Source organism: Stenotrophomonas sp. STEN083, from assembly GCF_056759195.1.
On the sequence record NZ_JBRRCU010000036.1, the window covers coordinates 19,108 to 42,079 of the forward strand.

Annotated in this window: 20 protein-coding genes; 17 read left to right on the forward strand and 3 right to left on the reverse strand. The window is 63.7% G+C overall.

Annotation, left to right across the window (positions count from 1 at the left end; all coding sequences use genetic code 11):
* Window positions 1–42: 42 nt before the first annotated feature.
* From oleC to ACVOK8_RS11960, 4 genes are all read left to right on the forward strand, one after another.
* The gene (gene oleC, locus ACVOK8_RS11945) at window positions 43–1,686 is read left to right on the forward strand and encodes an olefin beta-lactone synthetase (RefSeq protein ID WP_481566992.1); all 1,644 of its coding nucleotides are present in this window, start codon (window positions 43–45) and stop codon (window positions 1,684–1,686) included.
* 289 nt (window positions 1,687–1,975) lie between these two features.
* Entirely contained in the window at window positions 1,976–2,362 is a 387-nt protein-coding gene (locus ACVOK8_RS11950; RefSeq protein ID WP_481566993.1) for an endonuclease domain-containing protein, read from the forward strand.
* A gap of 175 nt (window positions 2,363–2,537) precedes the next feature.
* Window positions 2,538–3,524, forward strand: coding sequence for a 2-alkyl-3-oxoalkanoate reductase (gene oleD, locus ACVOK8_RS11955; protein WP_481566994.1), 987 nt, complete (start codon window positions 2,538–2,540; stop codon window positions 3,522–3,524).
* 101 nt (window positions 3,525–3,625) lie between these two features.
* Window positions 3,626–3,781 carry a DUF1328 domain-containing protein gene (locus ACVOK8_RS11960; RefSeq protein ID WP_282269396.1) on the forward strand — a complete coding sequence of 52 codons (156 nt, stop codon included), beginning with the start codon at window positions 3,626–3,628 and terminating at the stop codon, window positions 3,779–3,781.
* A 75-nt stretch (window positions 3,782–3,856) separates the two neighbouring features.
* On the opposite strand, the gene ddlA is transcribed toward ACVOK8_RS11960, so the two are convergent.
* On the reverse strand, window positions 3,857–4,960 hold the full coding sequence (ddlA, locus tag ACVOK8_RS11965) for a D-alanine--D-alanine ligase (protein ID WP_481566995.1): 1,104 nt from the start codon (window positions 4,958–4,960) through the stop codon (window positions 3,857–3,859).
* Window positions 4,961–5,235: 275 nt separating this feature from the next.
* Between ddlA and ACVOK8_RS11970 the strand changes: the two genes are divergently transcribed.
* Genes ACVOK8_RS11970 through ACVOK8_RS11980 form a run of 3 tightly spaced genes read left to right on the forward strand, consistent with a single transcriptional unit; the run spans window position 5,236 to window position 8,290 of the window.
* Window positions 5,236–5,886, forward strand: a complete 651-nt coding sequence (locus tag ACVOK8_RS11970) for a ubiquinone biosynthesis accessory factor UbiJ (RefSeq protein ID WP_282273235.1) — start codon at window positions 5,236–5,238, stop codon at window positions 5,884–5,886.
* Entirely contained in the window at window positions 5,883–7,550 is a 1,668-nt protein-coding gene (gene ubiB / locus ACVOK8_RS11975) for a ubiquinone biosynthesis regulatory protein kinase UbiB (RefSeq protein WP_481566996.1), read from the forward strand. Before ACVOK8_RS11970 ends, ubiB begins: the two co-directional genes overlap by 4 nt.
* A complete protein-coding gene (locus ACVOK8_RS11980) occupies window positions 7,547–8,290 on the forward strand; it encodes a pseudouridine synthase (protein WP_481566997.1) in 744 nt (247 codons plus the stop codon). Before ubiB ends, ACVOK8_RS11980 begins: the two co-directional genes overlap by 4 nt.
* A gap of 402 nt (window positions 8,291–8,692) precedes the next feature.
* Here the strand turns inward: ACVOK8_RS11980 and ACVOK8_RS11985 are convergent, their stop codons facing one another.
* Entirely contained in the window at window positions 8,693–9,217 is a 525-nt protein-coding gene (locus ACVOK8_RS11985; protein ID WP_481566998.1) for a DUF2059 domain-containing protein, read from the reverse strand.
* Between the two features lie 311 nt (window positions 9,218–9,528).
* On the opposite strand from ACVOK8_RS11985, the gene ACVOK8_RS11990 reads away from it, so the two are divergent.
* The 8 genes from ACVOK8_RS11990 (at window position 9,529) to dcp (ending at window position 20,306) form a co-directional block, all read left to right on the forward strand.
* A complete protein-coding gene (locus ACVOK8_RS11990; RefSeq protein WP_481566999.1) occupies window positions 9,529–10,590 on the forward strand; it encodes a HEAT repeat domain-containing protein in 1,062 nt (353 codons plus the stop codon).
* Window positions 10,587–12,110: a glycosyltransferase family 2 protein gene (locus tag ACVOK8_RS11995; protein WP_481567000.1), complete on the forward strand. Its 1,524-nt coding sequence runs from the start codon at window positions 10,587–10,589 to the stop codon at window positions 12,108–12,110. Before ACVOK8_RS11990 ends, ACVOK8_RS11995 begins: the two co-directional genes overlap by 4 nt.
* A 17-nt stretch (window positions 12,111–12,127) precedes the next feature.
* The gene (locus tag ACVOK8_RS12000) at window positions 12,128–13,405 is read left to right on the forward strand and encodes a YaiO family outer membrane beta-barrel protein (RefSeq protein ID WP_481567001.1); all 1,278 of its coding nucleotides are present in this window, start codon (window positions 12,128–12,130) and stop codon (window positions 13,403–13,405) included.
* A 14-nt stretch (window positions 13,406–13,419) separates the two neighbouring features.
* The gene (locus ACVOK8_RS12005) at window positions 13,420–15,780 is read left to right on the forward strand and encodes an LTA synthase family protein (RefSeq protein ID WP_481567002.1); all 2,361 of its coding nucleotides are present in this window, start codon (window positions 13,420–13,422) and stop codon (window positions 15,778–15,780) included.
* Complete coding sequence (locus tag ACVOK8_RS12010) at window positions 15,777–16,712, forward strand: hypothetical protein (protein WP_481567003.1); 936 nt, start codon at window positions 15,777–15,779, stop codon at window positions 16,710–16,712. The genes ACVOK8_RS12005 and ACVOK8_RS12010 overlap by 4 nt, the downstream gene beginning before the upstream one ends.
* A 268-nt stretch (window positions 16,713–16,980) precedes the next feature.
* Window positions 16,981–17,412: an alternative ribosome rescue aminoacyl-tRNA hydrolase ArfB gene (gene arfB, locus ACVOK8_RS12015; RefSeq protein WP_481567004.1), complete on the forward strand. Its 432-nt coding sequence runs from the start codon at window positions 16,981–16,983 to the stop codon at window positions 17,410–17,412.
* Between the two features lie 3 nt (window positions 17,413–17,415).
* A complete protein-coding gene (locus ACVOK8_RS12020) occupies window positions 17,416–18,018 on the forward strand; it encodes a 1-acyl-sn-glycerol-3-phosphate acyltransferase (protein WP_481567005.1) in 603 nt (200 codons plus the stop codon).
* Window positions 18,019–18,131: 113 nt separating this feature from the next.
* Complete coding sequence (gene dcp / locus ACVOK8_RS12025; RefSeq protein WP_481567006.1) at window positions 18,132–20,306, forward strand: peptidyl-dipeptidase Dcp; 2,175 nt, start codon at window positions 18,132–18,134, stop codon at window positions 20,304–20,306.
* A 114-nt stretch (window positions 20,307–20,420) separates the two neighbouring features.
* Here dcp and ACVOK8_RS12030 read toward each other — a convergent pair whose 3' ends face one another.
* Window positions 20,421–20,747: a hypothetical protein gene (locus ACVOK8_RS12030; RefSeq protein WP_481567007.1), complete on the reverse strand. Its 327-nt coding sequence runs from the start codon at window positions 20,745–20,747 to the stop codon at window positions 20,421–20,423.
* A gap of 161 nt (window positions 20,748–20,908) precedes the next feature.
* Between ACVOK8_RS12030 and ACVOK8_RS12035 the strand changes: the two genes are divergently transcribed.
* Together ACVOK8_RS12035 and ACVOK8_RS12040 are read left to right on the forward strand one after the other, a co-directional pair.
* Window positions 20,909–21,973: a linear amide C-N hydrolase gene (locus tag ACVOK8_RS12035; protein ID WP_481567008.1), complete on the forward strand. Its 1,065-nt coding sequence runs from the start codon at window positions 20,909–20,911 to the stop codon at window positions 21,971–21,973.
* A gap of 52 nt (window positions 21,974–22,025) precedes the next feature.
* A complete protein-coding gene (locus ACVOK8_RS12040; protein WP_481567009.1) occupies window positions 22,026–22,787 on the forward strand; it encodes a porin family protein in 762 nt (253 codons plus the stop codon).
* Window positions 22,788–22,972: the final 185 nt, after the last annotated feature.

A 22,972-nucleotide genomic window follows, 5' to 3' on the forward strand; every position in this document is an offset into this window, starting at 1 on the left:
GGCTGGCGCGCAAGATTTTTCTGCATTGGCGACAATAGGAAGATGAACGAAACCTGCAATATCGCCGCGCGCCTGCCTGAGCTGGCGCGTGAACGGCCCGACCAGATCGCCATCCGTTGCCCCGGCAAGCCCGCCGCCAATGGCATGGCCGCCTACGACGTGACCCTGGATTACCGCACGCTGGATGCCCGCAGCGACGCCATTGCCGCTGGTTTGGCGGCCAACGGCATCGGCCGCGGCGTGCGCGCGGTGGTGATGGTGCGGCCGGGGCCGGAGTTCTTCCTGCTGATGTTCGCCCTGTTCAAGATCGGCGCGGTGCCGGTGCTGGTCGACCCCGGCATTGATAAGCGCGCGCTGAAGCAGTGTCTGGATGAAGCGCAGCCGCAGGCCTTCATCGGCATCCCCTTGGCGCAATTTGCGCGGGTTCTGCTCGGCTGGGCCAAGGCGGCAAAGCTCAAGGTCACCGTCGGCCGGCGCTGGGCCTGGGGGGGCATTACCTTGGCGAAGATCGAGGCCGACGGCGCCGGTGCGGGCAGTCAGCTGGCCGCCACCGCGCCGGACGATGTGGCCGCGATCCTGTTCACCAGCGGCTCCACCGGCGTGCCCAAGGGTGTGGTCTACCGCCATCGCCACTTCGTCGGCCAGGTGGAACTGCTGCGCAATGCGTTCGGCATGCAGCCCGGTGGCATCGACCTGCCGACTTTCCCGCCATTCGCCCTGTTCGACCCGGCGCTGGGCCTGACTTCGGTGATCCCGGACATGGACCCGACCCGGCCCGGCAGCGCCGATCCACGCAAGCTGCACGACGCCATCGCTCGCTTCGGCGTGACCCAGTTGTTTGGTTCGCCGGCCTTGATGCGGGTACTGGCCGAGCACGGCCAGCCGCTGCCAACGGTGACCCGTGCCACCTCGGCAGGTGCGCCAGTGCCGCCGGAGATCGTGTCCAAAATCCGTTCGCTGATGCCGGAAGACGGCCAGTTCTGGACGCCGTATGGCGCCACCGAATGCCTGCCGGTCGCGGTGATCGAAGGCCGTGAGCTGGTTGATACACGTGAGGCGACCGAGGCCGGTGCTGGCACCTGCGTTGGTCGCGTGGTCGCGCCGAATGTCGTGCGCATCATTGCCATCACCGACGAGCCGATTGCTGACTGGAATGGCGTGCGTGAGTTGCCGGCTGGTGAAGTGGGCGAGATCACCGTGGTCGGCCCGACCACCACCGACAGCTATTTCAATCGACCGCAGGCCACAGCCGCGGCCAAGATCCGCGAAGTACTGGCCGATGGCGGCGAGCGCATCGTGCATCGCATGGGCGATGTGGGTTGGTTCGATGCCGAAGGGCGCCTGTGGTTCTGCGGGCGCAAGACGCATCGTGTCGAGACGGCAGCGGGGCCGCTGTATACCGAGCAGGTGGAGCCGGTGTTCAACACCGTGGCCGGTGTGCGGCGCACGGCTTTGGTGGGTGTTGGTGCGTTGGGCCAGCAGGTGCCGGTGCTGTGTTACGAGCTGTTGCCGGATCAGCACTTCGCTGAAGTCGAAAAGCAGTTGCGGGTCATGGCATTGGGTCATCCGGGTTTTGCCAGCATTGAGTACTTCCTGCGTCATCCGGGCTTCCCGGTGGATATCCGCCACAACGCCAAGATAGGGCGCGAGAAGCTGGCGGTGTGGGCGCAGGCTCAGTTGAGTTGAGCTGGAAGGTTTGAAGCACTAGCAAGAGCAAGAGCACCCCTCCCAACCCTCCCCTTCGCTACGCGAAAGGGAGGGCTAAAGCTTTGCCCCCTCCCTTTGCCGCAGGCAAGAGGAGGGCTGGGGAGGGGGGCTTTGGCTCCCTCCCTTGCGCCGAAGGCGGAGGGGAGGGTTGGGGAGGGGTAAAGCGCAGTGTCGATTGAGTCTAAGGACAGCCCGAATCCAGCTATTCCCTGACAGGCTCCCATCGCTACCAATCGCAGGCTTTCCGTACCAAGAACGGAGAGCCGCAATGGACAAGCTGCGAAGGCGCGCCAGAGCCCTGCGCAACGCACCCACCGATGCCGAAGGCCGCCTGTGGCAGCAACTGCGCCGACGCCAGTTGGCGGGCTATCGCTTCCGCAGACAGATGCCCTTGGCCGGCTATATCGCCGACTTTGTCTGCCTGGAGGCGAAGCTGATCGTCGAGTTGGACGGTGGGCAGCATCTTGAGCAAGTTGCCTATGACCAGCGACGCACCGAAGTGCTGCAGGGCTTGGGCTTCCGGGTGCTGCGCTATTGGAATGACGAGGTGCTGCAGCGGATGCCAGCGGTGTTGGAGGACATTCTGCGGGCCTTGGCGCACAGCGAAGAGCACCCCTCCCAACCCTCCCCTTCGCTACGCGAAAGGGAGGGCTAAGGCTTTGCACCCTCCCTTTGCCGCAGGCAAGGGGAGGGCTGGGGAGGGGTAAAGCTCTCCGCCAACATCCCCGGCAAAGCACCCGCACACCACTACTGCGATACTGACGGACAAATCTCAATGCTTCCGCAGCAGCAGGTCGGCGCGGAAGCCCAGCAGCAGAGCGATCAAACGAATGAAGATTCTGGTTACCGGTGGTGGTGGTTTTCTCGGTCAGGCCTTGTGCCGCGGCCTGGTCGAACGCGGCCATCAGGTGCTGAGCTTCAATCGTGGTCATTACCCGTCTCTGCAGGAGATCGGCGTCGGCCAGATCCGCGGTGACCTGGCCGATGCCAATGCCGTGCATCACGCCGCCGCCAGTGTCGATGCCATCTTCCACAACGCCGCAAAGGCCGGTGCCTGGGGCAGCTACGACAGCTACTTCCAGGCCAATGTGGTCGGCACCCGCAATGTTCTGGCCGCCTGCAAGGCGCATGGCATAGGCCGCTTGGTCTATACCTCCACGCCCAGCGTTACCCACCGTGCCACCCATCCGGTCGAAGGCCTGGGTGCGGATGAAGTGCCTTACGGCGAGGACTTCCAGGCGCCGTATGCCGCCACCAAGACCATCGCCGAGCAGGAAGTGCTGGCCGCCAATGGCGCCGATCTGGCAACCATTGCCCTGCGTCCGCGCTTGATCTGGGGCCCGGGTGACAACCAGCTGGTGCCGCGCTTGGCCGAACGCGCGCGCGCCGGCCGTTTGCGCTTTGTCGGTGATGGCAACAACAAGGTGGATACCACCTTCATCGACAACGCCGCGCAGGCGCACTTCGATGCCTTCGATCATCTGGTAGTGGGGGCGGCCTGCGCTGGCAAGGCGTACTTCATTTCCAACGGCGAACCGCTGCCGATGCGCGAACTGCTCAACCGCCTGCTCGCCGCTGTTGGTGCGCCGGCAGTAGAGAAGTCGATCTCGTTCAAGACCGCGTACCGCATCGGCTCAGTCTGCGAAAAACTGTGGCCGCTGCTGCGTCTGTCCGGCGAACCGCCGATGACACGTTTTCTCGCCGAGCAGCTGTGCACGCCGCATTGGTATTCGATGGAGCCGGCACGTCGCGATTTCGGCTATGTGCCCAAGGTCTCGATCGAAGAAGGTCTGCGCCGGTTGGCGGCCGCTTCCTGAATGGACGGCGGCATCATCATCCGGCGCTAACGTTCCTCTCACCGTATCGCGACCGCCAATTGCCGAGGATGGACCCCTGACTCCAACAGAGGACCCAGCCCATGCTGCATTACGCCGTCGTTTTCTTCGTCATCGCCATCATTGCAGCCGTACTCGGCTTCAGTGGCATTGCCGGTGCGGCCAGCAATATCGCGTGGATCCTGTTCGTCGTCTTCCTGATCCTTGCGGTGGTGTCGATGTTCCGCAAGAAAGGCTGATCATTCCTGACGCCAGAAACAGAACGGCCCGCATCCTCCTGGAGGGTGCGGGCCGCGTCGTTTCAGTAGTTTCGATCAGGCCGAAGTGCTGATCGAGCTACGCAGGCCCTTGTCCGCAGCGTGGCGCTCCAGCGCCAGCTCGATCAGGCGGGTGATCAGCGCGGTATAGCCCAGTCCGCTTGCGCCCCACAGCTTGGGATACATGCTGATCTTGGTGAAGCCGGGCAGGGTGTTCAGTTCATTGATGACGACGTCGCCAGCCTCGGTAAGGAACACGTCCACGCGTGCCATGCCGATGCAGTCCAACGCCTGATAGGCGCGCACGGCGATCTCGCGGATGCGCTGCTGCGCATCGGCAGCGATATCGGCCGGAATCACCGTCTCCGCGCCGCTGGCGCTGATGTACTTGGTGTCGTAGGCGTAGAAGTCGTCATGCACCACCACTTCGCCGCAGACGCTGGCTTCGGGAACGTCATTGCCCAGCACCGCGCATTCGATCTCGCGGCCGACAATCGCCGATTCCACCAGCACCTTGTGGTCGAACGACAGCGCCAATGCCATCGCGGTGGCGAACTCTTCGGCGTTGCGCACCTTGCTCACGCCGACCGAGGAACCCTGATTGGCCGGCTTGACGAACAAGGGCAGGCCGAGCTGTGCGACCAGTGCAGCGTAGTCGGCGCGTGCAGCAGTGACATGGTTGAAGCAGGCAAACGGCGCCACCGCCAAGCCGGCATCGCGCAGCAGGCGCTTGGCCATGTCCTTGTCCATCGCCGCGGCTGCACCCAGCACGCCGGGGCCGGCGAAGGGCAGGTTCAAGGTGCGCAGCAGGCCCTGCAGGGTGCCGTCTTCACCGAGGGTGCCGTGCACGATGGGGAACACCACGTCCAGCTGCGGCACTTCGCGGCCATCGGCAGCCAGCAGCTGGCCGCGCTCGGCGCCGGGCAGTACCGACAGCACCGGGCCGGAGGTATCCAGCGCGATGCGCTTGGGATCATCGGCATTGAGCAGGAAGCCGGCCGCGTCGCACAGGTGCCACAGGCCCTGCTTGTCCACGCCGATCAGGCTGACGTCGAAACGTTCCTTGTCCAGCGCGTCGAAGATGTTCTTCGCCGACTGCAGCGAGACCTCGTGCTCGGCCGAACGACCGCCGAAGATGATGCCAACCCGGGTCTTGCCCATTGCCTGTGTGCTCCTGACGCTGTGTTTGGTGGTGTCTGCATAGCATGAACTCAAACGCCGCGATTCGGGAATAGGGTTTGGTGGTTGCTTTAAAGCGGGAACGGGCGGTAGGGATTCGCAATGTATTGATCGCGGCGACCAGCTGGCGAGGCTTGCCGCCGAAAGCGCGGATTCACGCGCAAGGCGCCGCTACATGAACAAATCCTGTGCTGGCGAGGCATCAGCTCCCCGCCGGCATCCAATCTCCAATCCCGCCCCTCCGGTAGAATGCCCGCATGCCTGCATCCCCCCTCAAAATGATCAAGCCGCTGGCCGGCCGTGCGCTGGAAGTGGCCTTGAACCGCGCGCTGGCGCTGGACCCGGATACCCGCACCGCGCTGGCCTCGCTGGATGGCCAACGCATCGCCCTGACCCTGGAGTCGCCATCGCTGGCGATGCAGATCGGGGTCGCCGGTGAACGCCTGACCGTGGGCCCGGTCGATCCCTCGTTGGAGCCCGACCTGGCCGTGCGCAGCACGCTGGGCGGGGTGCTGGCGCAGCTGCCCTTCCTCGCCAATGCACGGCGCGGCAACAGCGCGCCGGCTGGGCGGGTCAAGGTCTCCGGCGATGCCGAGCTGGCGCGCCGCCTGCAGCAGCTGGCCACCCGTTTTGATCCGGATTGGCAGCAGCCTTTTGTCAAAGCCTTTGGCGAGATCCTCGGCGTGCAGATCGCGCAGACCCTGCGTGCAGCCTTGCTGCAGGCCAGGCGCAGCGCCAAGGATCTGGCCGAGACCGCCGCCGAATACGTTACCGAGGAGTCGCGTGATGTCGTTGCCCGTGCCGAGCTGGATGCCTTCCATGATGATGTGGACGTGATCCGCGATGACGTCGAACGCATGGCCGCGCGCATCGCGCGCCTGCGTCAGCGCGCCGGAGGTGCCGCATGAAGGCCACCCGCGCCATGTTCCGTGCCAGCCGTATCGGCCGGGTGATTTTGCGTTACCGCCTGGATGACCTGCTCGATGGCACCCCGGTCGAGCGTTGGCTGAGCGTTGCCAAGCCGTTCGTACCGCGTGCAAGCGCCGATATCGCCTCGCAGTCGCGCGGTGCGCGTCTGCGCCTTGCGCTGCAGGAGCTGGGCCCGATCTTCGTCAAGTTCGGCCAGATCCTGTCCACCCGCCGCGATCTGGTGCCGCCGGATGTCGCCGCCGAGCTGACCTTGCTGCAGGACCGGGTCAAGCCGTTCGACGGCGAGCGCGCGCTGCAGATCGTCGAGCAGGCGTTGGGTCTGCCGATTACCGAAGCCTTCGCCAGCTTCGACACCACGCCGCTGGCCTCGGCCTCGATCGCGCAGGTGCATGCAGCAACGCTGGACGATGGTCGCCAGGTCGTCGTCAAGGTGCTGCGCCCGGATATCGAGAAACAGATCGCCGGTGACATCGCCCTGCTCAAGTCGCTGGCCGCATTGGTCGAGCGCACCCATCCGCGTGCCGACAAGATCCGCCCGCGCGAAGTGGTGGCCGAGATCGAAACCACCTTGGCCGCCGAGTTGGACCTGCAGCGCGAAGGCGCCAACGCCAGCGTGCTGCGCCGCTTCTGGGAAAACTCGGACGACCTGTACGTCCCGGAAGTGATCTGGAGCCACACCGCCGAGCGCGCGCTGACGTTGGAGCGGGTCTGGGGTATTCCTTCGGACGATATCGCCGCGCTGGACAAGGCCGGCATCGACCGCAAGGCGCTGGCCGCCAAGGGCGTGCGCGTGTTCTACACGCAGGTGTTCCGCGACAACTTCTTCCACGCCGATGCGCACGCCGGCAACATCTGGGTCGACATCGATCCGGCGCGCCGCGACAACCCGCGCTTCATCGCGCTGGACTTCGGCATCATGGGCCAGCTGTCGGAAGAGGATCAGTTCTACCTCGCCGAAAACTTCATGGCCATCTTCAACCGTGATTACCGCCGCATCGCCGAGCTGCACCTGCAGGCGCAGTGGATGCCGAACACGGTGCGCATCGACGAGCTGGAAGCAGCCGTGCGTGCGGTCTGCGAACCGTACTTCACCCGCCCGCTGTCGCAGATCTCGCTGGCCGAAGTGCTGATGAAATTGTTCCGCACCGCTCAGCGTTATCAGCTGACCCTGCAGCCGCAGCTGATCCTGCTGCAGAAGACGCTGTTGAACATCGAAGGCGTGGGCCGCCAGCTCGACCCCAACCTGGACATCTGGGAAGTGGCCAAGCCGGTGCTGGAGCGCATCCTGCGCGAGCGTTACAGCCCACGCCGCGCGCTGAAGGAGCTGCGCAAGCGCCTGCCAGAAATCATGACCCAGGCCCCCGACATGCCGGCCTTGCTGCACAGCTGGCTGCGCCAGCAGGTGGAAGGCAAGCATGAGCTGGCGATGCGCTCGCAGGACATCGTCAACCTCGAAGGCACGCTGCAGCGCATGCAGCGGCGCGTGGTTACTGCAGTTGCCGGTGTCGGTTTGATGGTGGTGTCGGCGCTGTTGTACGGCCTGCAAGCAGGCGGTCCTCAGTTCGCCTCGGTACCGCTGTGGTCGTGGGTGACGGGAGCAGTTGGTGCGATAGCGTTGGCTTCGGCGTGGTTGCGTCGATGAGTGATGTTGTCGATGAAGCCGTGGAAGCGCCGGTTGTTTTTGAACCGCTGCCGCTGCTGTACGAAGACCAGTGGCTGGCGGTGGTCAACAAGCCAGCGGGTTTGATGGTCCACGACAGCAAGCTGGCGCGTGGCGAAGATGACTTCCTTGCTGATCGCTTGCGCGAGCAGTTGGGCAAACCAATTTTTCTGATTCATCGCTTGGATCGCGCCACCAGCGGCTGCCTGCTGTTGGCCTTCGATCGCGAAAGCGCCAGCGTGCTGGGCAAGACATTGATGGGCGGCGAAGTGGAGAAGGATTACCTGGCGGTGTGTCGTGGTTGGCCGGCGGAGGATGCGTTCACCGTCGATCACGATCTGGATGGCGGCCCCGGCAAGCCGGTAAAGAAGCAGGCCATCACTCATTTCCAGAAACTGCTGGAAGGCGAGTTGCCGATTCCGTCGGCGGGCTTCCCGACCTCGCGTTATGCGCTGCTGCGTTGCCAGCCGCAGACCGGACGTTTCCGGCAGATCCGCCGGCACCTCAAGCACATGTTCCACCACATGATCGGCGACACCAGCCACGGCGATGGCCGGCACAACCGCACGTTCCGCATGCAGGGCGTGCACCGCATGCTGCTGCACGCCGAGCGTCTGGCCTTCCCGCATCCGCAGGATGGCCGCCGCATCGAGGTGCGCGCACCACTGGACCGCGAGTTCCAGAAGGCAATGGACCTGTTCAACTGGAAGCTACCAGCCTGAGGTAGTGACGAGCCATGCTCGGCAGGGGTTTTCCCAGCGAAAAACCACCCCTCCCCAACCCTCCCCTTGGCTTCGCCAAAGGGAGGGGGTGCAGTGCCGAGTCATGCTCGGCAGCAGCTTTCCCAGCGAAAAACCACCCCTCCCCAACCTTCCCCTTGGCTTCGCCAAAGGGAGGAGGCGTAGTGCCGAGCCATGCTCGGCAGGGGCTTTCCCGGGAACCCATCAACACTTGCGGGATTGTGGGAGCGGCATAAGCCGCGAAGCCCGCAAACCATCAGATTGCGGGAATGCCGGTGATTGCAACATTGGCAGCTTCGCGGCTTATGCCGCTCCTACAAAAACAGAGCAGCTTTACCGGTAAGGCCCCGTTGCCGAGCATGGCTCGGCACTACAGTTGGGTGCTTACTGGACTTCGCTGTTGATCTTTTCCAGATCTTTCTGCAGGTCTGCCATCAGCGGGGTCATCTTCTGCTGGATGGCGACCATCAGGTTCTGCATCAGCGCCGGGGTTTTGTCGAGCAGGCTCTGGCCGGCCGGACTCTCGTAGAACTCGGCCATCGCCAGTACGTCTTCCTTCGAGAACGATTGCTTGTACAGATCCACATACATCGGCCGCATCTGCGACCAGGCCAAGGCCTGACGCAAGGTCTGCGAGGTGCGCTGCTGGATGCGTTGCAGCCCCGCCTTCTGCTCCGGGGTCAGCGGTTGCTTCTGGGCGATCTCGGCAAACTGCTGTGCTTGCATCGCTTCCATCTGCGGCAGCATCGCGTCGAGCATGTTCTGGGCGCGGGATGCCGCCAGCAGGCGGTTGACGTCGGCATCGGTGGCGGGCGCTGCCCAGGCCGGTGCGATGCCGGCAAGCAGCAGGCTGGCGGCGACCAGCAAGGGAGCGCAACGGGTGCGGAGAGTTTGGCGGCAACGCTGCATGGATCGTCCTTGTGATGGGCAGGCTTCGAGCATAACCGGGGCACCGCCGTGGCCGAAGTCAGTTTTTTTGAATCTTCACTTGGCTGTGGTGTGGCGAGGAGCACAGTTTGCGGTGTAATAAATCACTGTTTTTAATGAAATATTTACATTAATAGGAGTGCTGCTAGCATAATCGCGTTACAGAAAACCTACTGAAATTGCGAAAAATAGAGACGTGAGTCACGTTTCTATCTATGCTTGGCACCAGGAGCTGTACCCAGGGGGGGTACGTGGCCTCGCAAGCCACCTGCCCGCAACAAGTAGGAACCGCGATGGACAGTCTGTTCGAGGGGCCGACCGTACTCGTGGTGGCCAGTTGGGTGGCTATTCTCACCCTGCTGTTGGCCACTGTATTGCTGTTGATCATCGTTTTTCTGCGGGTACGGGCGCAGCGCCGTGAAAAGCGCGACATCCTGGCTCGGCAGTATTGGAACGATGTTCTGCAGCGCGAACTTGCCGGCGAAACCGTGCCGGTGCACCGATTGCAACGCGATGAGGTCATAGGCTTCATCGAAGCCTGGAACAGCGTCTGCGAGAGCCTGCCGGAAGCGTCGGTACGGCGGCTGGCGCCGCTGGGTCATCGCGTCGGTCTGGAGGACGCGGCGCAACGCATGTTGCGCGGCAGCTACCACGACCGCGCCATGACCATCATTGCCTTGGGCCATCTGCGCGACCGGCATCTATACGACCTGCTGGCCAAATTCCTCAACGACCGCAGCCCCATCGTCTCGCTGTGCGCAGCGCGTGCATTGGCGCAGGTGGATCCACCGCGTGCCATGTCCGCCTTTGTGCCGATGATTACCGAGCGCGAAGATTGGGTGCCAGGCAGCGTGGCGCGGATCCTGGCCGAGAACGAGGACGGCAGCGCCGCCCGCGAGATCAGCAACGCGCTGTTACGCGCCAATGCCGATTCCACCGTGAAGCTGGTCCGCTTCCTTGCCGATATCGATCCGCAGCGTGCAGCGGTGGTGGTGCGGCAATTGCTGGAAGGGCATGTGGATGACCACATCATCTCGGTGTGCCTGCAGTTGATCAGCGATCGCCAGGATCGCGAGCGGGTGATTGGTTTCCTCACGGCATCGCGTTGGCATGTGCGCATGCATGCGGCGGCGGCGCTGGGACGCATCGGCGAACGCAGTGATGCGACACGACTGGAAGGCCTGCTTTCGGACAGCGTCTGGTGGGTGCGCTACCGCACCGCGCAGGCCTTGTTCGGCTTGCCGGGCATGGGGGCCGATGCCCTGCGTGAGGTGCAGTCGCGGCAGAGTGATGGCTATGGGCGCGACATCATCGAACAGGTGCTGTCCGAGAACGCGATGAGGAGTGCGACATGAACGCTTATTGGCAGATGCTGGTGAGCTACGTGCAGCAGATTCCCTGGGTGAGTATCGCCGACTCGCTGCAGTGGTTCTTCATGGCCTATTTTGTCGCGATCAACCTGGCCTACCTGCTGCTGAATTACATTTCGGCCTACCAGATCGTGCGCTACATGCGCGAGTACCGGGCCAACTATTTGCCGGCTGGTCTGCGCGATTACCAGCCGCCGGTGAGCATCATCCTGCCCGCCTACAACGAAGAAACCTCGGTGGTTTCCTCGGTGCGCTCGCTGCTCAAGACCAGCTACCCGGCGTTCGAGATCGTGGTCGTCAACGACGGCTCCAGCGACCGTACCCGCGATGCACTGATCGAGGCGTTTGGACTGGTGCGGGTGCCCGAGGCCTATCGCACCCGCCTGCAGACCGAGCCGGTGCACGGGGTATATGCCTCGGCAAGTTGTCCGCGCGTGCGCATGGTCGACAAGGCCAATGGCGGCAAGGCCGATGCGATCAATGCTGGTATCAACTGCGTGCGCTATCCGCTGTTCTGCGTGGTCGATGCCGACAGCATCCTGCAGCCGGAAAGCCTGTCGCGGGTGGTACGGCCGTTCCTGGAAGACAGCCGTGTGGTCGCCAGCGGTGGCGTGGTGCGTGTGCTCAATGGCTGCACGGTGCGCGACGGCATGCTCGACAAGATCGGCCTGCCCAACCGTTGGCTGCCCAGTTTCCAGTTGGTGGAGTACCTGCGTGCGTTCCTGTTCGGGCGCATGGGCTGGTCGCCGATGAACGCGCTGCTGATCATCTCCGGTGCCTTCGGTGTGTTCTACAAGGAGCGGGTGATCGCCATCGGCGGCTACCGGACCGACACCGTCGGCGAGGACATGGATCTGGTGATCCGCCTGCACCGCAATCTGCGCGAAGAAAAACGCGACTACCGCATCGTGTTCGTACCTGATCCAGTGTGCTGGACCGAGGCGCCCACTGATCTGGCATCACTGCGTAACCAGCGCATGCGCTGGCAGCGCGGTCTGGCCGAAAGCCTGTGGACCAATATCGGCATGTTGTTCAATCGCCGTAGCGGTGCAGCGGGTTGGGTCGCGTTCCCGTTCATGCTGTTCTTCGAGTTTCTCGGCCCGATCATCGAGGTGGTGGGCTATGTCTCGATGATCGTGCTGGCCCTGTGCGGGCTGGTGCAGCTGGACGTGTTCCTGATCTTCCTTGCCGCAGCAGTCGGCATGGGCATCCTGCTCTCGGTCAACGCGATGCTGCTGGAGGAACTTTCTTTCGGCCTGTACTCGCGGCCAATGCAGCAGCTGCGTTTGTTCGTGGTGGCGATCCTGGAGAACTTCGGCTATCGCCAGCTGAACTCCATCTGGCGTTTCTCGGCCACCATCCGCTGGATGTTCACCCGTCGCAAGCGGCATAGCTGGGGGCGCATCAGCCGTGATGGCTCCTGGCAGCAGAGCCAAAAAGAAGAAGTACCGATGGCGGTGGCAGTGGCATCGTCGGTGATCAGCGAATCGAGTATCAACAAATGATTTCCAGGAACCGTTCCATGACCCAGCACCATTCCCTTCGTGCTCCTCGCCATGTGCTGTCGCGTTGCCTGTTGCTCGCGTTGGCCGCTGCGCCTTTGTTGGCGTTCGCCCAGGAAGCGCCGGACAGCGTAACCCTGCAGCTGCAGCAGATCCGTGAGCAGTCCGACGCCAACAATCGAGCAGCAACGATTGCCCGCTACAGCGCACTGCTGGCTGAGCATCCTGGCAATGGCGATGTGCTGTTGGCGCGTGGCCGCACCTACGCCTGGGACGGCCAGTACGCTGCCGCCGAGGCCGATCTGCAGCAGGTGGTGAAAAACAGCCCGACCTATGCCGATGCCTGGTCGGCACTGGGCGATATGTACCGTTGGAGTGACCGCCCGCAGCAGGCCGCAGATGCTTACTCGCGCTGGGTTGAGCTGGCGCCGCAGGACCCGGCCGCGCGCATCGCACGTGGCCGTGAACTGCGTGCGCTGGGCCAGACCGCTGCAGCGCGTGCCGATTTCGACGCCGCCGCCACGCTGGGCGCGGATCCAAAGGAAATCGCCGATCTTCGCCTGAGCCTGTTGCCGCGCATGGCCAACCCGGATGCGGTGGCGGCCGATGGCTACCGTTGGGGTGCAAGCCTTGGTTGGGATCACACCCGCTTCAGCGGTGACCGCCAGAGCTGGAACGACAACGACCTGACCCTGCGGCGCTACTTCCCGCGCGGCTCGCTGGGTCTGGAACTGCTGCGCGCCGATCACTTCAACACGTCGGACACCGCTTGGGCGCTGGACGGCTACGCACCGCTATGGTCGCGCGCCTATGCGAACCTGCGTTACCAGCGTGGCCCGTCCAGCGGTGTGCTGCCCAAGCAGAGCTGGCGCGTGGAAGTGTTCCAGGGCGTGGGCAATGGCTGGGAACTGTCGGCCAGCGTCGACCAGTTGCGCTTCTCCGACACCACCGAGTTCTACGGCGTCGGCGTCGGCCGCTACGTCGGAAACTGGTATGGACGCTACAAACTGCAGCACGTGCCGGGTGTCGGTTCGGGCAGCTGGAGCCATCGCGTGTTGCTGCGCAATTACTACAAGGGCGATGCCGACGATTATCTGGAAGTCAGCGTCAGCAGCGGCCGCAGCACCGACCTGGATCGCTTCGGCGGCGTGGTGCGTGACAACAACGCCGCCATTGGCGTTGCGTGGCGGCATCAGGTCACACCCAACTGGGGCTTCAAGCTGGGCGCCGGTTATGCCGACGACGACAGCGGCTTCGATGAGCAGCGCCTGTCCGGTTCCATCTATACGCGCTGGTAAGGGAGCAGCTGACGATGATTTCAACGCATGACGGCGGCGCCTGGGCGCGCTTCTCTTCGGCATTCCCGGTGCTGCTGCTTGCGCAGGCGGTGCTGGTCACAATGGCGGTCAGCAATGGTGTTGCAGGTGCCGGCGGCAGCTTGCAGACCAGCGCAATTGTCGGCATTGCCGGAGCCCAGGCCCTGCTGATGCTGCTGCGCTCGGTGCCGATCCTGGTGTTGCTGTCGCTGCCCATGCTGGCAATCAAGCGGGCCTTGCCGCGCTACATTGCCTTGGGCGTGCTGTGGTCGCTGTTCATTGTGGTGCAGGTGTTGCTCGACCAGTATTTCCAGGTCGCGCATGTGCCGCTGGGGGCGGATCTGTTCGGCTACAGCCTTGCCGAGATCCGCACCACGCTGGCTGATGGCGCACCGCTTGGTCTGCGCGGGGTGCTGGCGATGGCCTTGCCGCTGCTGGTGTTGTGGCTGGGCCTGCTATGGCTGGCGCGGCGTGATGCACGCGGCTCCACGGTGTGGAGCACGGTGTTGCTGGTGGCCGGTGGCCTCGCTTGGATCCTGCCGCTGCCCAGTGGTGCGGTGGCCTTGAAGGACGTTGCCTCGCGCGATCTGGCCTGCAACAAGCTGGCCTGGTTCAGTGGCGATGTATGGCGCTGGTTCAAGGGCGAGTCGGATGTGGCGGTCGTTCCCAGCGCCGTCGCCAGCGATGAAGCCCCGCTGGATCCGAACTACCCGTTCCTGCACCCGGAGCAGACCCCGGATGCCTTGGGCCCCAATTTCTCGCCGACCAGCGATGGCCGACCGCCGAATGTCGTGTTGATCGTGGTCGAAGGCCTGGGCCGCTCGTTCTCCGGTCCGCAGGCATCGCTGGGCAGCTTCACTCCGTTCCTCGATGAGCTGGCCGGGCGCAGCCTGTACTTCGATAACTTCCTCGCCAACCAGGGCCGCACCTTCGGTGTGCTGCCGACCCTGATTGGTTCGGCACCGTTTGCCGACGAGGGCTTTACCGGCCTTGGTGATCGCATGCCGGCGCATCCCGGTTTGTTCAGCGTGCTGCGCCAGCAGGGCTATAACACCGCCTTCTACAACGGCACCGACACCAACTTCGACAACGAGCGCGCTTACATGCAGGGCCAGCAGGTGCAGACGCTGGTCGACATGAACAATTTCGGTGATGGCTATCAACGCAATCCGTTCAGTGCCTGGGGGTACCCGGACAAGGAACTGATCTCGCGCGTGCTGGCCGAAAACGACAAAGTGCAGGCGCCGTTCCTGACCGCGATCCAGACCATCTCGATGCACACCAGCTACGAGTTCCCGGATCAGGATGTGTACCGCAAGCAGTTCGAACAGCGCTTGCAGCAGCTGCAGGTGCCCGAGGCCGAGCGCGCCAGCTATCGCGCCAGCACTGATATCTACGCCACCATCCTGTACACCGACGAGCAGCTGCGCCGCTACTTCGCCTCGGTGGAAACGACTCCGTGGTATGCCAACACCATCTTCGTCATCACCGGCGACCACCGCTTGCCGGAGATTCCGATGGGCGAGCATGTGGACCGTTACCACGTGCCCTTGATCGTGTTCTCGCCGCTGCTCAAGCAGCCCAAGCGCATCCGCGCAGTGTCCTCGCAGCTGGACGTGACGCCGTCGCTGATCGCACTGCTGTCCAATACCTATGGCTTGAAGCGCCCGGCGCAGACGCCGTGGCTGGGCACCGGCCTGGACATGGCCGAGAGCTTCCGCAGCAATAAACAGTTCCCCTTGAAGCAGACCAAGACCAGCGCGCCGGAATACCTGGCCGGGCGTTGGTGGCTGCATGACGGCAAGTTGTATGAACTGCAGGACGGCATGCACCTGGCCGAAACCGATGACGCCAGCGTGCGTGCCTGGGCCCTGCAGCGGCTGCAGCGTTACACCCAGGCCAATGCGATTTTCATGCAGAAGAACGCGCTGACGCCGGAAGGTGCGACGCCGAAGCTGGTCGCGTACAGCGCGCCTGCGGCTGCTGCCGAAGTGGCTGCGGCACCGGTGGCGCACGGCTTGTCGCTGGCCTCGGCTGAGGTTGCCGCCGTAGCCGATGGCGTACAGCTGACGGCGGTGTTCAGTAGCGGCGACCCAAAGCCCAGCCGGGTGTTCGTGCCGCTGGCGGTGATGTCCAGCGAGGACGGCCGCGAGCTGCAGGAAGTGTATGGGCAGGCCATGCAGCTGCCGCCGGGCGGCAGCCAGCAGGTGCAGTTGCAGCTGCGCCTGCCGCAGGACTGTGGTGGCCGTTGCTATGTGTCGGTGTTCCCATCCGATCCTGACAATGGCAAGGCAGTTGGGCAGGGCCGCTACCGCCTGCCGGTGGATGCCGCAGCAAGCGTGGAGAAATCGCAATGAGCCGGATGTTCGGCCTTGGCCTGTTGGCCGCGTTGTTTGTAGCGCCAATGGCGCAGGCGGCAGCAGCCAGTCGCGCGATCTGGACCTGGGAAGCCGAGTCGTACGCGATGATCGAGGACCCGGTGGTTGCCGATGAGGCGGTGGCGTATCTGAAGTCGCAGCGCATCGACACCGTGTATCTGTATGCCGACGCCTACAAGGACCGCAACCTCATCGTCGAGAAGCCGGAGCTGTACCGCGCCTTCATCGAGCGCCTGCACGGCAAGAACATGAAGGTCTACGCCTTGCTGGGTTCCTGGTACCTGAGCACGCAGAAGTACGTATTGCCGGAGCACCGCAAGGAGGCCGAGGCGATGTTCCGCCGGGTGGTGGACTACAACGCCTCGGTGCCGGAAGCTGCGCGCTTTGATGGCGCGAATCTGGACATCGAGCCGCATATCCTCGACGAGTGGGACGACGACACGCGTGCGGACCTGCTGATTGGTTTCCTGGACATGAGCGCGGCGGTGATGCGCATCAAGCAGGAGAGCGGCGCCACCTTGGCGGTTGGCCCGGCGATTCCGTTCTGGCTGGATGGCATCGAGGTGGACTGGAATGGTCGCCATCGCCCGGTCAGCGAGCACACCATCAAGATCTACGACTACGTCGCCTTGATGGACTACCGCGACAAGGCCGAGGGCAGGGACAGCATCCTGTCGCACGCCGCCAGTGAGATCGCCTATGCCAACGAAGTCGGCAAGAAGGTGGTGATCGGGCTGGAGGTCTCGTCCAACGACATCGACAAGGTCACCTTCCATGAAGAAGGGCCCAAGGTGTTCGAGCAGGAAGTGCGCAAGGTGGAGCGTGCGCTGCGCAACGAGCCCTCGTTTGACGGCTTCGCGATCCATCACTACCGCGCCTACCGGCGCTGGGCGGGGCAGTACTGGGAGTGATGAATGGAACCCTCCCTTTTGCGCAGGCTGTGCTCCCTCCCTTTTGCGAAGCAAAGGGGAGGGTTGGGGAGGGGTGCTTCTAAAGTCCCTGGCGCCCAGCAAAGCTCAACCCACTAGCTGCTGTACTCAGAACCAGCGCAGGCACTCAAAGTCAGCCGCGAAAGGCACCCCTCCCCAACCCTCCCCTGCGCTGCGCGCAAGGGAGGGGGCAACAGCGGCGCCTTGTCGGGGAGGCAGCTAAAACCGCAACAGCCCTTACAATGCGCCGATGGCGACGGAGCAGATTGAAATCTCGGAACAGTTGGCGATACCGGAAACGGAGATCGTCGAGCGTTTCGTGCGCGCGTCCGGCGCCGGTGGGCAGAACGTCAACAAGGTCTCCACCGCAGTGGAACTGCGTTTCGACATCGCCGGTTCGCCGTCCCTGCCTGAACCCCTGCGCGAGCGCCTGCTCGCCCGCCGCGACCGCCGGGTGACCAGCGAAGGCGTGCTGGTGATCGACGCGCAGCGTTTCCGCACCCAGGACCGCAACCGCCAGGATGCGCGCGAACGTCTTGCCAGCTTCATCCAGGCCAGCCTGAGCGTGCCCAAGCCACGGGTGGCGACCAAGCCCTCGTACGGCTCCAAGCTGCGCCGGTTGGATCAGAAAAAGGAACGCGCGCAGGTCAAGCGCGGCCGTTCCACACGTAATTGGGAGTAGTGCTTGAGCAACACACCGCCGACCATTCCGGCTATTCCCGCTGCCATGCCGCAGCGCAAGGGCGCCGCCTTCAGCCGTTGGCTGGGCCGCAGCGTGCTGCGCCTGGGTGGCTGGCAGATCCGTGGACCCATCCCGGACCTGGCCAAGGCAGTGGTGATCGCCGCACCGCATTCGTCCAACTGGGATGGCCTGTGGGGCCTGGCGGCAAAGATGGCGCTGGGTCTGGAAGCGCGCATCCTCGGCAAGGACAAGCTGTTCTGGTGGCCCTTGAGCGTGGTGCTGCGGCGGATGGGCGTGGTGCCGTTGGATCGCAGTTCGCCGCAGGGCACGGTCGGTCAGGCGGTGGCGATGATCCGCGACAGCGAGCAGATCTGGTATGCGCTGGCGCCGGAAGGCACGCGCAAGCAGGTGACTGAATGGAAGGGCGGTTTCCTGAAGATCGCGCGCATGGCCGATGTGCCGGTCATCCCTACGTATTTCCATTATCCGGAGCGGGTGATCGGCTTCGGCCCGGTGTTCCACACCAGCGGTGACGACGTGGCCGACATGGCCGCCATCCGCCAGTGGTACCGGCAGTGGCAGGGCAAGAACCACAGCTCCAGCTGAGCGCCCAGCCGACATATCCGGCGCCGGCCGGCGCCACCATCGGCACATGTTGCCAACGCGGGAACGGAGTAGGGTAAAGGGCTGTTCGAAGCCCGTTCCCAAGGAGCCGTTTCATGTCGCGTACCGTTGTTCTGGCCGCCGCCATCAGCCTTGCGCTGGCCGCCTGTTCTGGCAAGGAGTCCACTGCCCCCGTGACCGCCAATGCACCTGCGGAGGCCGCCAAGCCGGGCGATGCCTCCACCAACCCGTTCATGACTGTCAGCTCGCTGCCGTTCCAGGCGCCGGCCTTCGACAAGATCAAGGACAGCGATTACCTGCCGGCCTTCGAAGAAGGCATGCGCCAGCAGCTGGCGGAGATCAAGCAGATCACCGACAACACCCAGCCGGCCACCTTCGACAACACCTTGCTGCCGATGGAAAAATCCGGCGCCATCCTGGACCGCGTCAGCCGCGTGTTCTTCAGTGTGGTGCAGGCCGATACCAACCCGGAGCGGCAGAAGATCCAGGAAGACGTGGTGCCCAAGCTGGCCGCGCACAGCGATGCCATCCGCCTGGATGCCAAGCTGTTCGAGCGCATCAAGGCCATCTATGACGCGCGTGCCGAAGCCGGGCTTGATGCCGAGCAGCTGCGCGTGGTCGAGGAAACCTATAAGGGCTTCGTCAAGGCCGGTGCCGAGCTCAGCGATACCGACAAGGAAACGCTGAAGCAGTACAACGCCGAAGAAGCCACCCTGTCCAACGACTTCCACAACAAGCTGGTCGCGGCCACCGCCGCCGGCGCGGTGGTCATCGATGACAAGGCGCAGCTGGCCGGCCTGTCCGATGGCGACATCGCCGCCGCCGAAGACGCTGCCAAGGGGCGCAAGCTGGACGGCAAGTGGGTGCTGAGCCTGCAGAACACCACCCAGCAGCCGGCACTCGGCTCGCTGCAGGACCGCGAGGTGCGCGCCAAGGTATTGCAGGCCTCGGAAACCCGCACCGAGCACGGTGATGCCAACGACACCCGCGCCATCATCCAGCGCCTGGCCCAGTTGCGTGCGGCCAAGGCCAAGTTGCTCGGCTTCCCGAACTACGCTGCCTACAACCTCACCGACCAGATGGCGCAGACCCCGGCCAACGCGCTCAAGCTGCTGACCGACACCGTGCCGGCGGCCACCGCCAAGGCACGCGGCGAGCTGGCCGAGATCCAGAAGGTGATCGACGCACAACATGCTGCTTCAAAGACCGGCGGCTTCAAGGCCAGCGCATCGGATTGGGACTTCTACGCCGAGCAGGTGCGCAAGGCCAAGTACGACCTGGACGAGTCGCAGATCAAGCCCTACTTCGAGATGGACAACGTGCTGCAGAACGGCGTCTTCTACGCCGCCAACCAGCTCTACGGCCTGACCTTCAAGGAGCGCAAGGACCTGCCGGTGTATCACCCGGACGTGCGCGTATTTGAAGTCACCGACGCCAACGGTCAGCCGCTGGCGCTGTTCTACGCCGACTTCTTCAAGCGCGACAGCAAGTCCGGTGGCGCCTGGATGGACGTGTTCGTCGAACAGGACGGCCTGACCGGCACCAAGCCGGTGGTCTACAACGTCAGCAACTTCACCAAGCCTGCCGCCGGCCAGCCCGCGCTGCTGAGCTGGGACGACGTGACCACCATGTTCCACGAGTTCGGCCACGCCCTGCATGGCATGTTCTCCAACACCAAGTACCCGAGCGTGGCCGGCACTGGCGTGCCGCGTGACTTCGTCGAGTTCCCGTCGCAGTTCAACGAGCACTGGGCTTCGGACCCGAAGGTGTTCGCCAACTACGCCAAGCACTACCAGACCAAGGCAGCGATGCCGCAGGATCTGGTCGACAAGATCGCCAAGGCCAAGACCTTCAACCAGGGCTATATGACCACCGAATACCTGTCGGCGGCGCTGCTGGATCTGGCCTGGCATACGCAGGGCGCTGACGCACCGCTGCAGGACGTGGACAAGTTCGAAGCCGATGCGCTGAAGCGCTACAAGGTGGACCTGGCCCAGGTGCCGCCGCGTTACCGCAGCAGCTACTTCGACCATATCTGGGGTGGCGGTTACTCGGCCGGTTACTACGCCTACTTCTGGGCGGAGATGATCGACCATGACGCCTTCGAGTGGTTCAAGGAAAACGGCGGCCTGACCCGTGAGAACGGCCAAGTCTTCCGCGACAAGATCCTGTCGATCGGCAATACCCGTGACCTGGCAACGGCCTATCGCGATTTCCGCGGCAAGGACCCGAGCGTCGAGCCGCTGCTGCACAACCGCGGTTTGAAGTAAGCGCGCTTGAAACAAGCGCTCGCGATTGTGAGCGTGTGAAACGACGAACGGCAGGGGAAACCCTGCCGTTCGTGTTTGTGCGCGTGCTGTGCTGCAAGTTGCAGCGCGCTGGCTTTACTCGCAACGCACCTTGGTGATGACGTTGTTGGCATCGGTGTAGACGCGCAGGCGATCCTGGCGGATATCGCGGGAGACGATGGTGGTCGGGCTGATCGGATTGACCAGGCCTGCACCGCTCTCCGTCTTCAGGCGACGCACGGTGGCTTCGTCATTGACCGTGCCTACGGCCCATTGCACGGCTGCATCACTGCAGCGGCCGAAGTTTGGGTCGTCGCTGACCGGCGGTGCACTCAGGCAACCGCTCAGGGCGATGCTCAACAGGCCGCCGACCAGCAAGGGGCGGAGGATGGCGGCGGTGTGATGCAGTGTGATGTGAGGCATGGGGCAGTTCCTCCGTTCGAATATGTGCGGAGCATAGCAGCGCTCAATTGTCTGATTGCTGTTTTTCAGGACTGCCAACCCTGTCGCGATAGGACAATGAATGGCTGCTAGGATCAATCTGATTGAATCACTGACCTGATCAAGCCAAGGAAGCTCGCCCCATGAAATCAGCCAAGCGATCCATTATTGCTGCCTGTGCCACCGTACTGTTTGGCATGGCCGGCATGCAGCAGCAAGCCGATGCCTGCACCCGTTTTGTCTATCACGGCGCTGGCAACGAGATATTCACCGGTCGTTCGATGGACTACAAGATCGACACCGGCACGCATCTGTGGATGTTCCCACGCGGCATGCAGCGCACTGGCGAGACCGGCCCGGACACGCTGAAGTGGACCTCGCGCTACGGCAGCGTCATTGCCAGCGCCTACGACATCTCCACCACCGACGGCATGAACGAAGCCGGCCTGGTCGCCAACCTGCTGTGGTTGGCCGAGTCCGAATATCCCGAGCGCAACAGCGGCAAGCCCGGCCTGGCCATCTCGGTGTGGACGCAGTACATGCTCGACAACTTCGCCACCGTCGAGGAAGCGGTGAAGGTATTGAGCGCGGAGCCCTTCACCCTGGTCAGCGATGCAGCGCCCGGCGAGCAGCGCCTTGCCACCTTGCACCTGTCCATCTCCGATGCCAGTGGTGACAGCGCCATCATCGAGTACATCAAGGGCAAGCAGGTCATCCATCACAGCCGCGACTACAAGGTGATGACCAACTCGCCGATCTTCGAAGAGCAGCTGGCGTTGGAAAGCTATTGGCGGCAGATCGGCGGCACGGTGATGTTGCCGGGCACCAATCGCGCCTCGGACCGCTTCGCACGTGCGGCCTTCTATATCGATGCCATCCCCAAGTCGACCGACCCGGTGGAATCCACCGCCAGCGTGTTCGGTGTGATCCGTAATGTATCGGTGCCGTACGGCATCACCACCCCGGACCAGCCGAATATCTCCTCGACCCGCTGGCGCACGGTGTCGGACCATTCGCGCATGCGTTACTACTTCGAATCGGCGCTGGCCACCAATGTGTTCTGGGTGGATCTGAAGAAGATCGATTTCAGTGCAGGCGGCGGCAAGGTGAAGCGTCTGGACCTTGGCAACCAGCAGCGCACCATCTACGCAGGTGAAGCCAACGCCCAGTTCAAGGACGCCAAGCCGTTCCGTTTCCTGGGCATCTAAGGCGAGCAATCGGCGTGCCTGCGCTGGTGGGCACGCACCATCTGGAGCTTCAATGAAAACCCGATTCACCCGCAAAAGCCTGTGCCTGCTGTTGGCAATGGGCGGCGTGCCGCTTGCGCACGCGCAGAGCAATGACAACGACGACAGCTGGCGCTTCCAGGCCACCCCTTACGTGTGGATGAGCGGCATGGAAGGCCAGGTGAGGCCATTCCGCAGCGCACCGATGGCGGACGTGCACAAGTCGTTCTCCGAGCTGATGGATAACCTCGATGCCGCCGCCTTCATCACCGGCACCGCGCGCCGTGGCAACTTCGTGCTGCAGGCCGATTTCACCCATGCATCCACCTCGGATTCGACACCGCTGCCGATTGGCGTGGCAGCGAACGTGAAAGTGAAGCAGACCTCGGCAACGGTGACTGCGGGTTACGCCTGGCTGGCGAACGAGCGCACCGGCATCGACCTGTTGGCCGGCGCGCGTTACTGGGACATCAATGCAGCGGTGAACGTGCCAGGCCTGGGATCGGCGCGTTCGGATTCCACCTTCGTCGACCCGATTGCCGGCGTGCGTTGGCGACAGACGCTGAGCCCGCGCTGGAGCAGCATTGCCTATGTGGATGTAGGCGGTTTTGGTGTGGGTTCGGATTCGACTTGGCAGCTGCTGGCGCTGGCCAACTACCAGGCAACGGACAAGCTGTTCGTATCGATGGGTTACCGCCATCAGAGCCTGGATCACCGCGACAAGGGCAAGCGCCTGGACGTGTCCCTGTCCGGCCCGATGTTGGGCGTGACCTACCGTTTCGGCGCAGGGCAGTAGCTTTAGTCCCCTCCCTTTCGCGCAGCGAAGGGGAGGGCTAGGGAGGGGTAGCTTTTAACCATGTAGTGGGGGGGGGGGGGGGGGGGGGGGGGGGGCGGCCGCGGCGAAGCCCCGGAAGCCGCGGGGCGACAACGCCGGAGGAGACCCCGGAGCGCGACACCGGGCGCGGGGGAAGCCCCACGGAC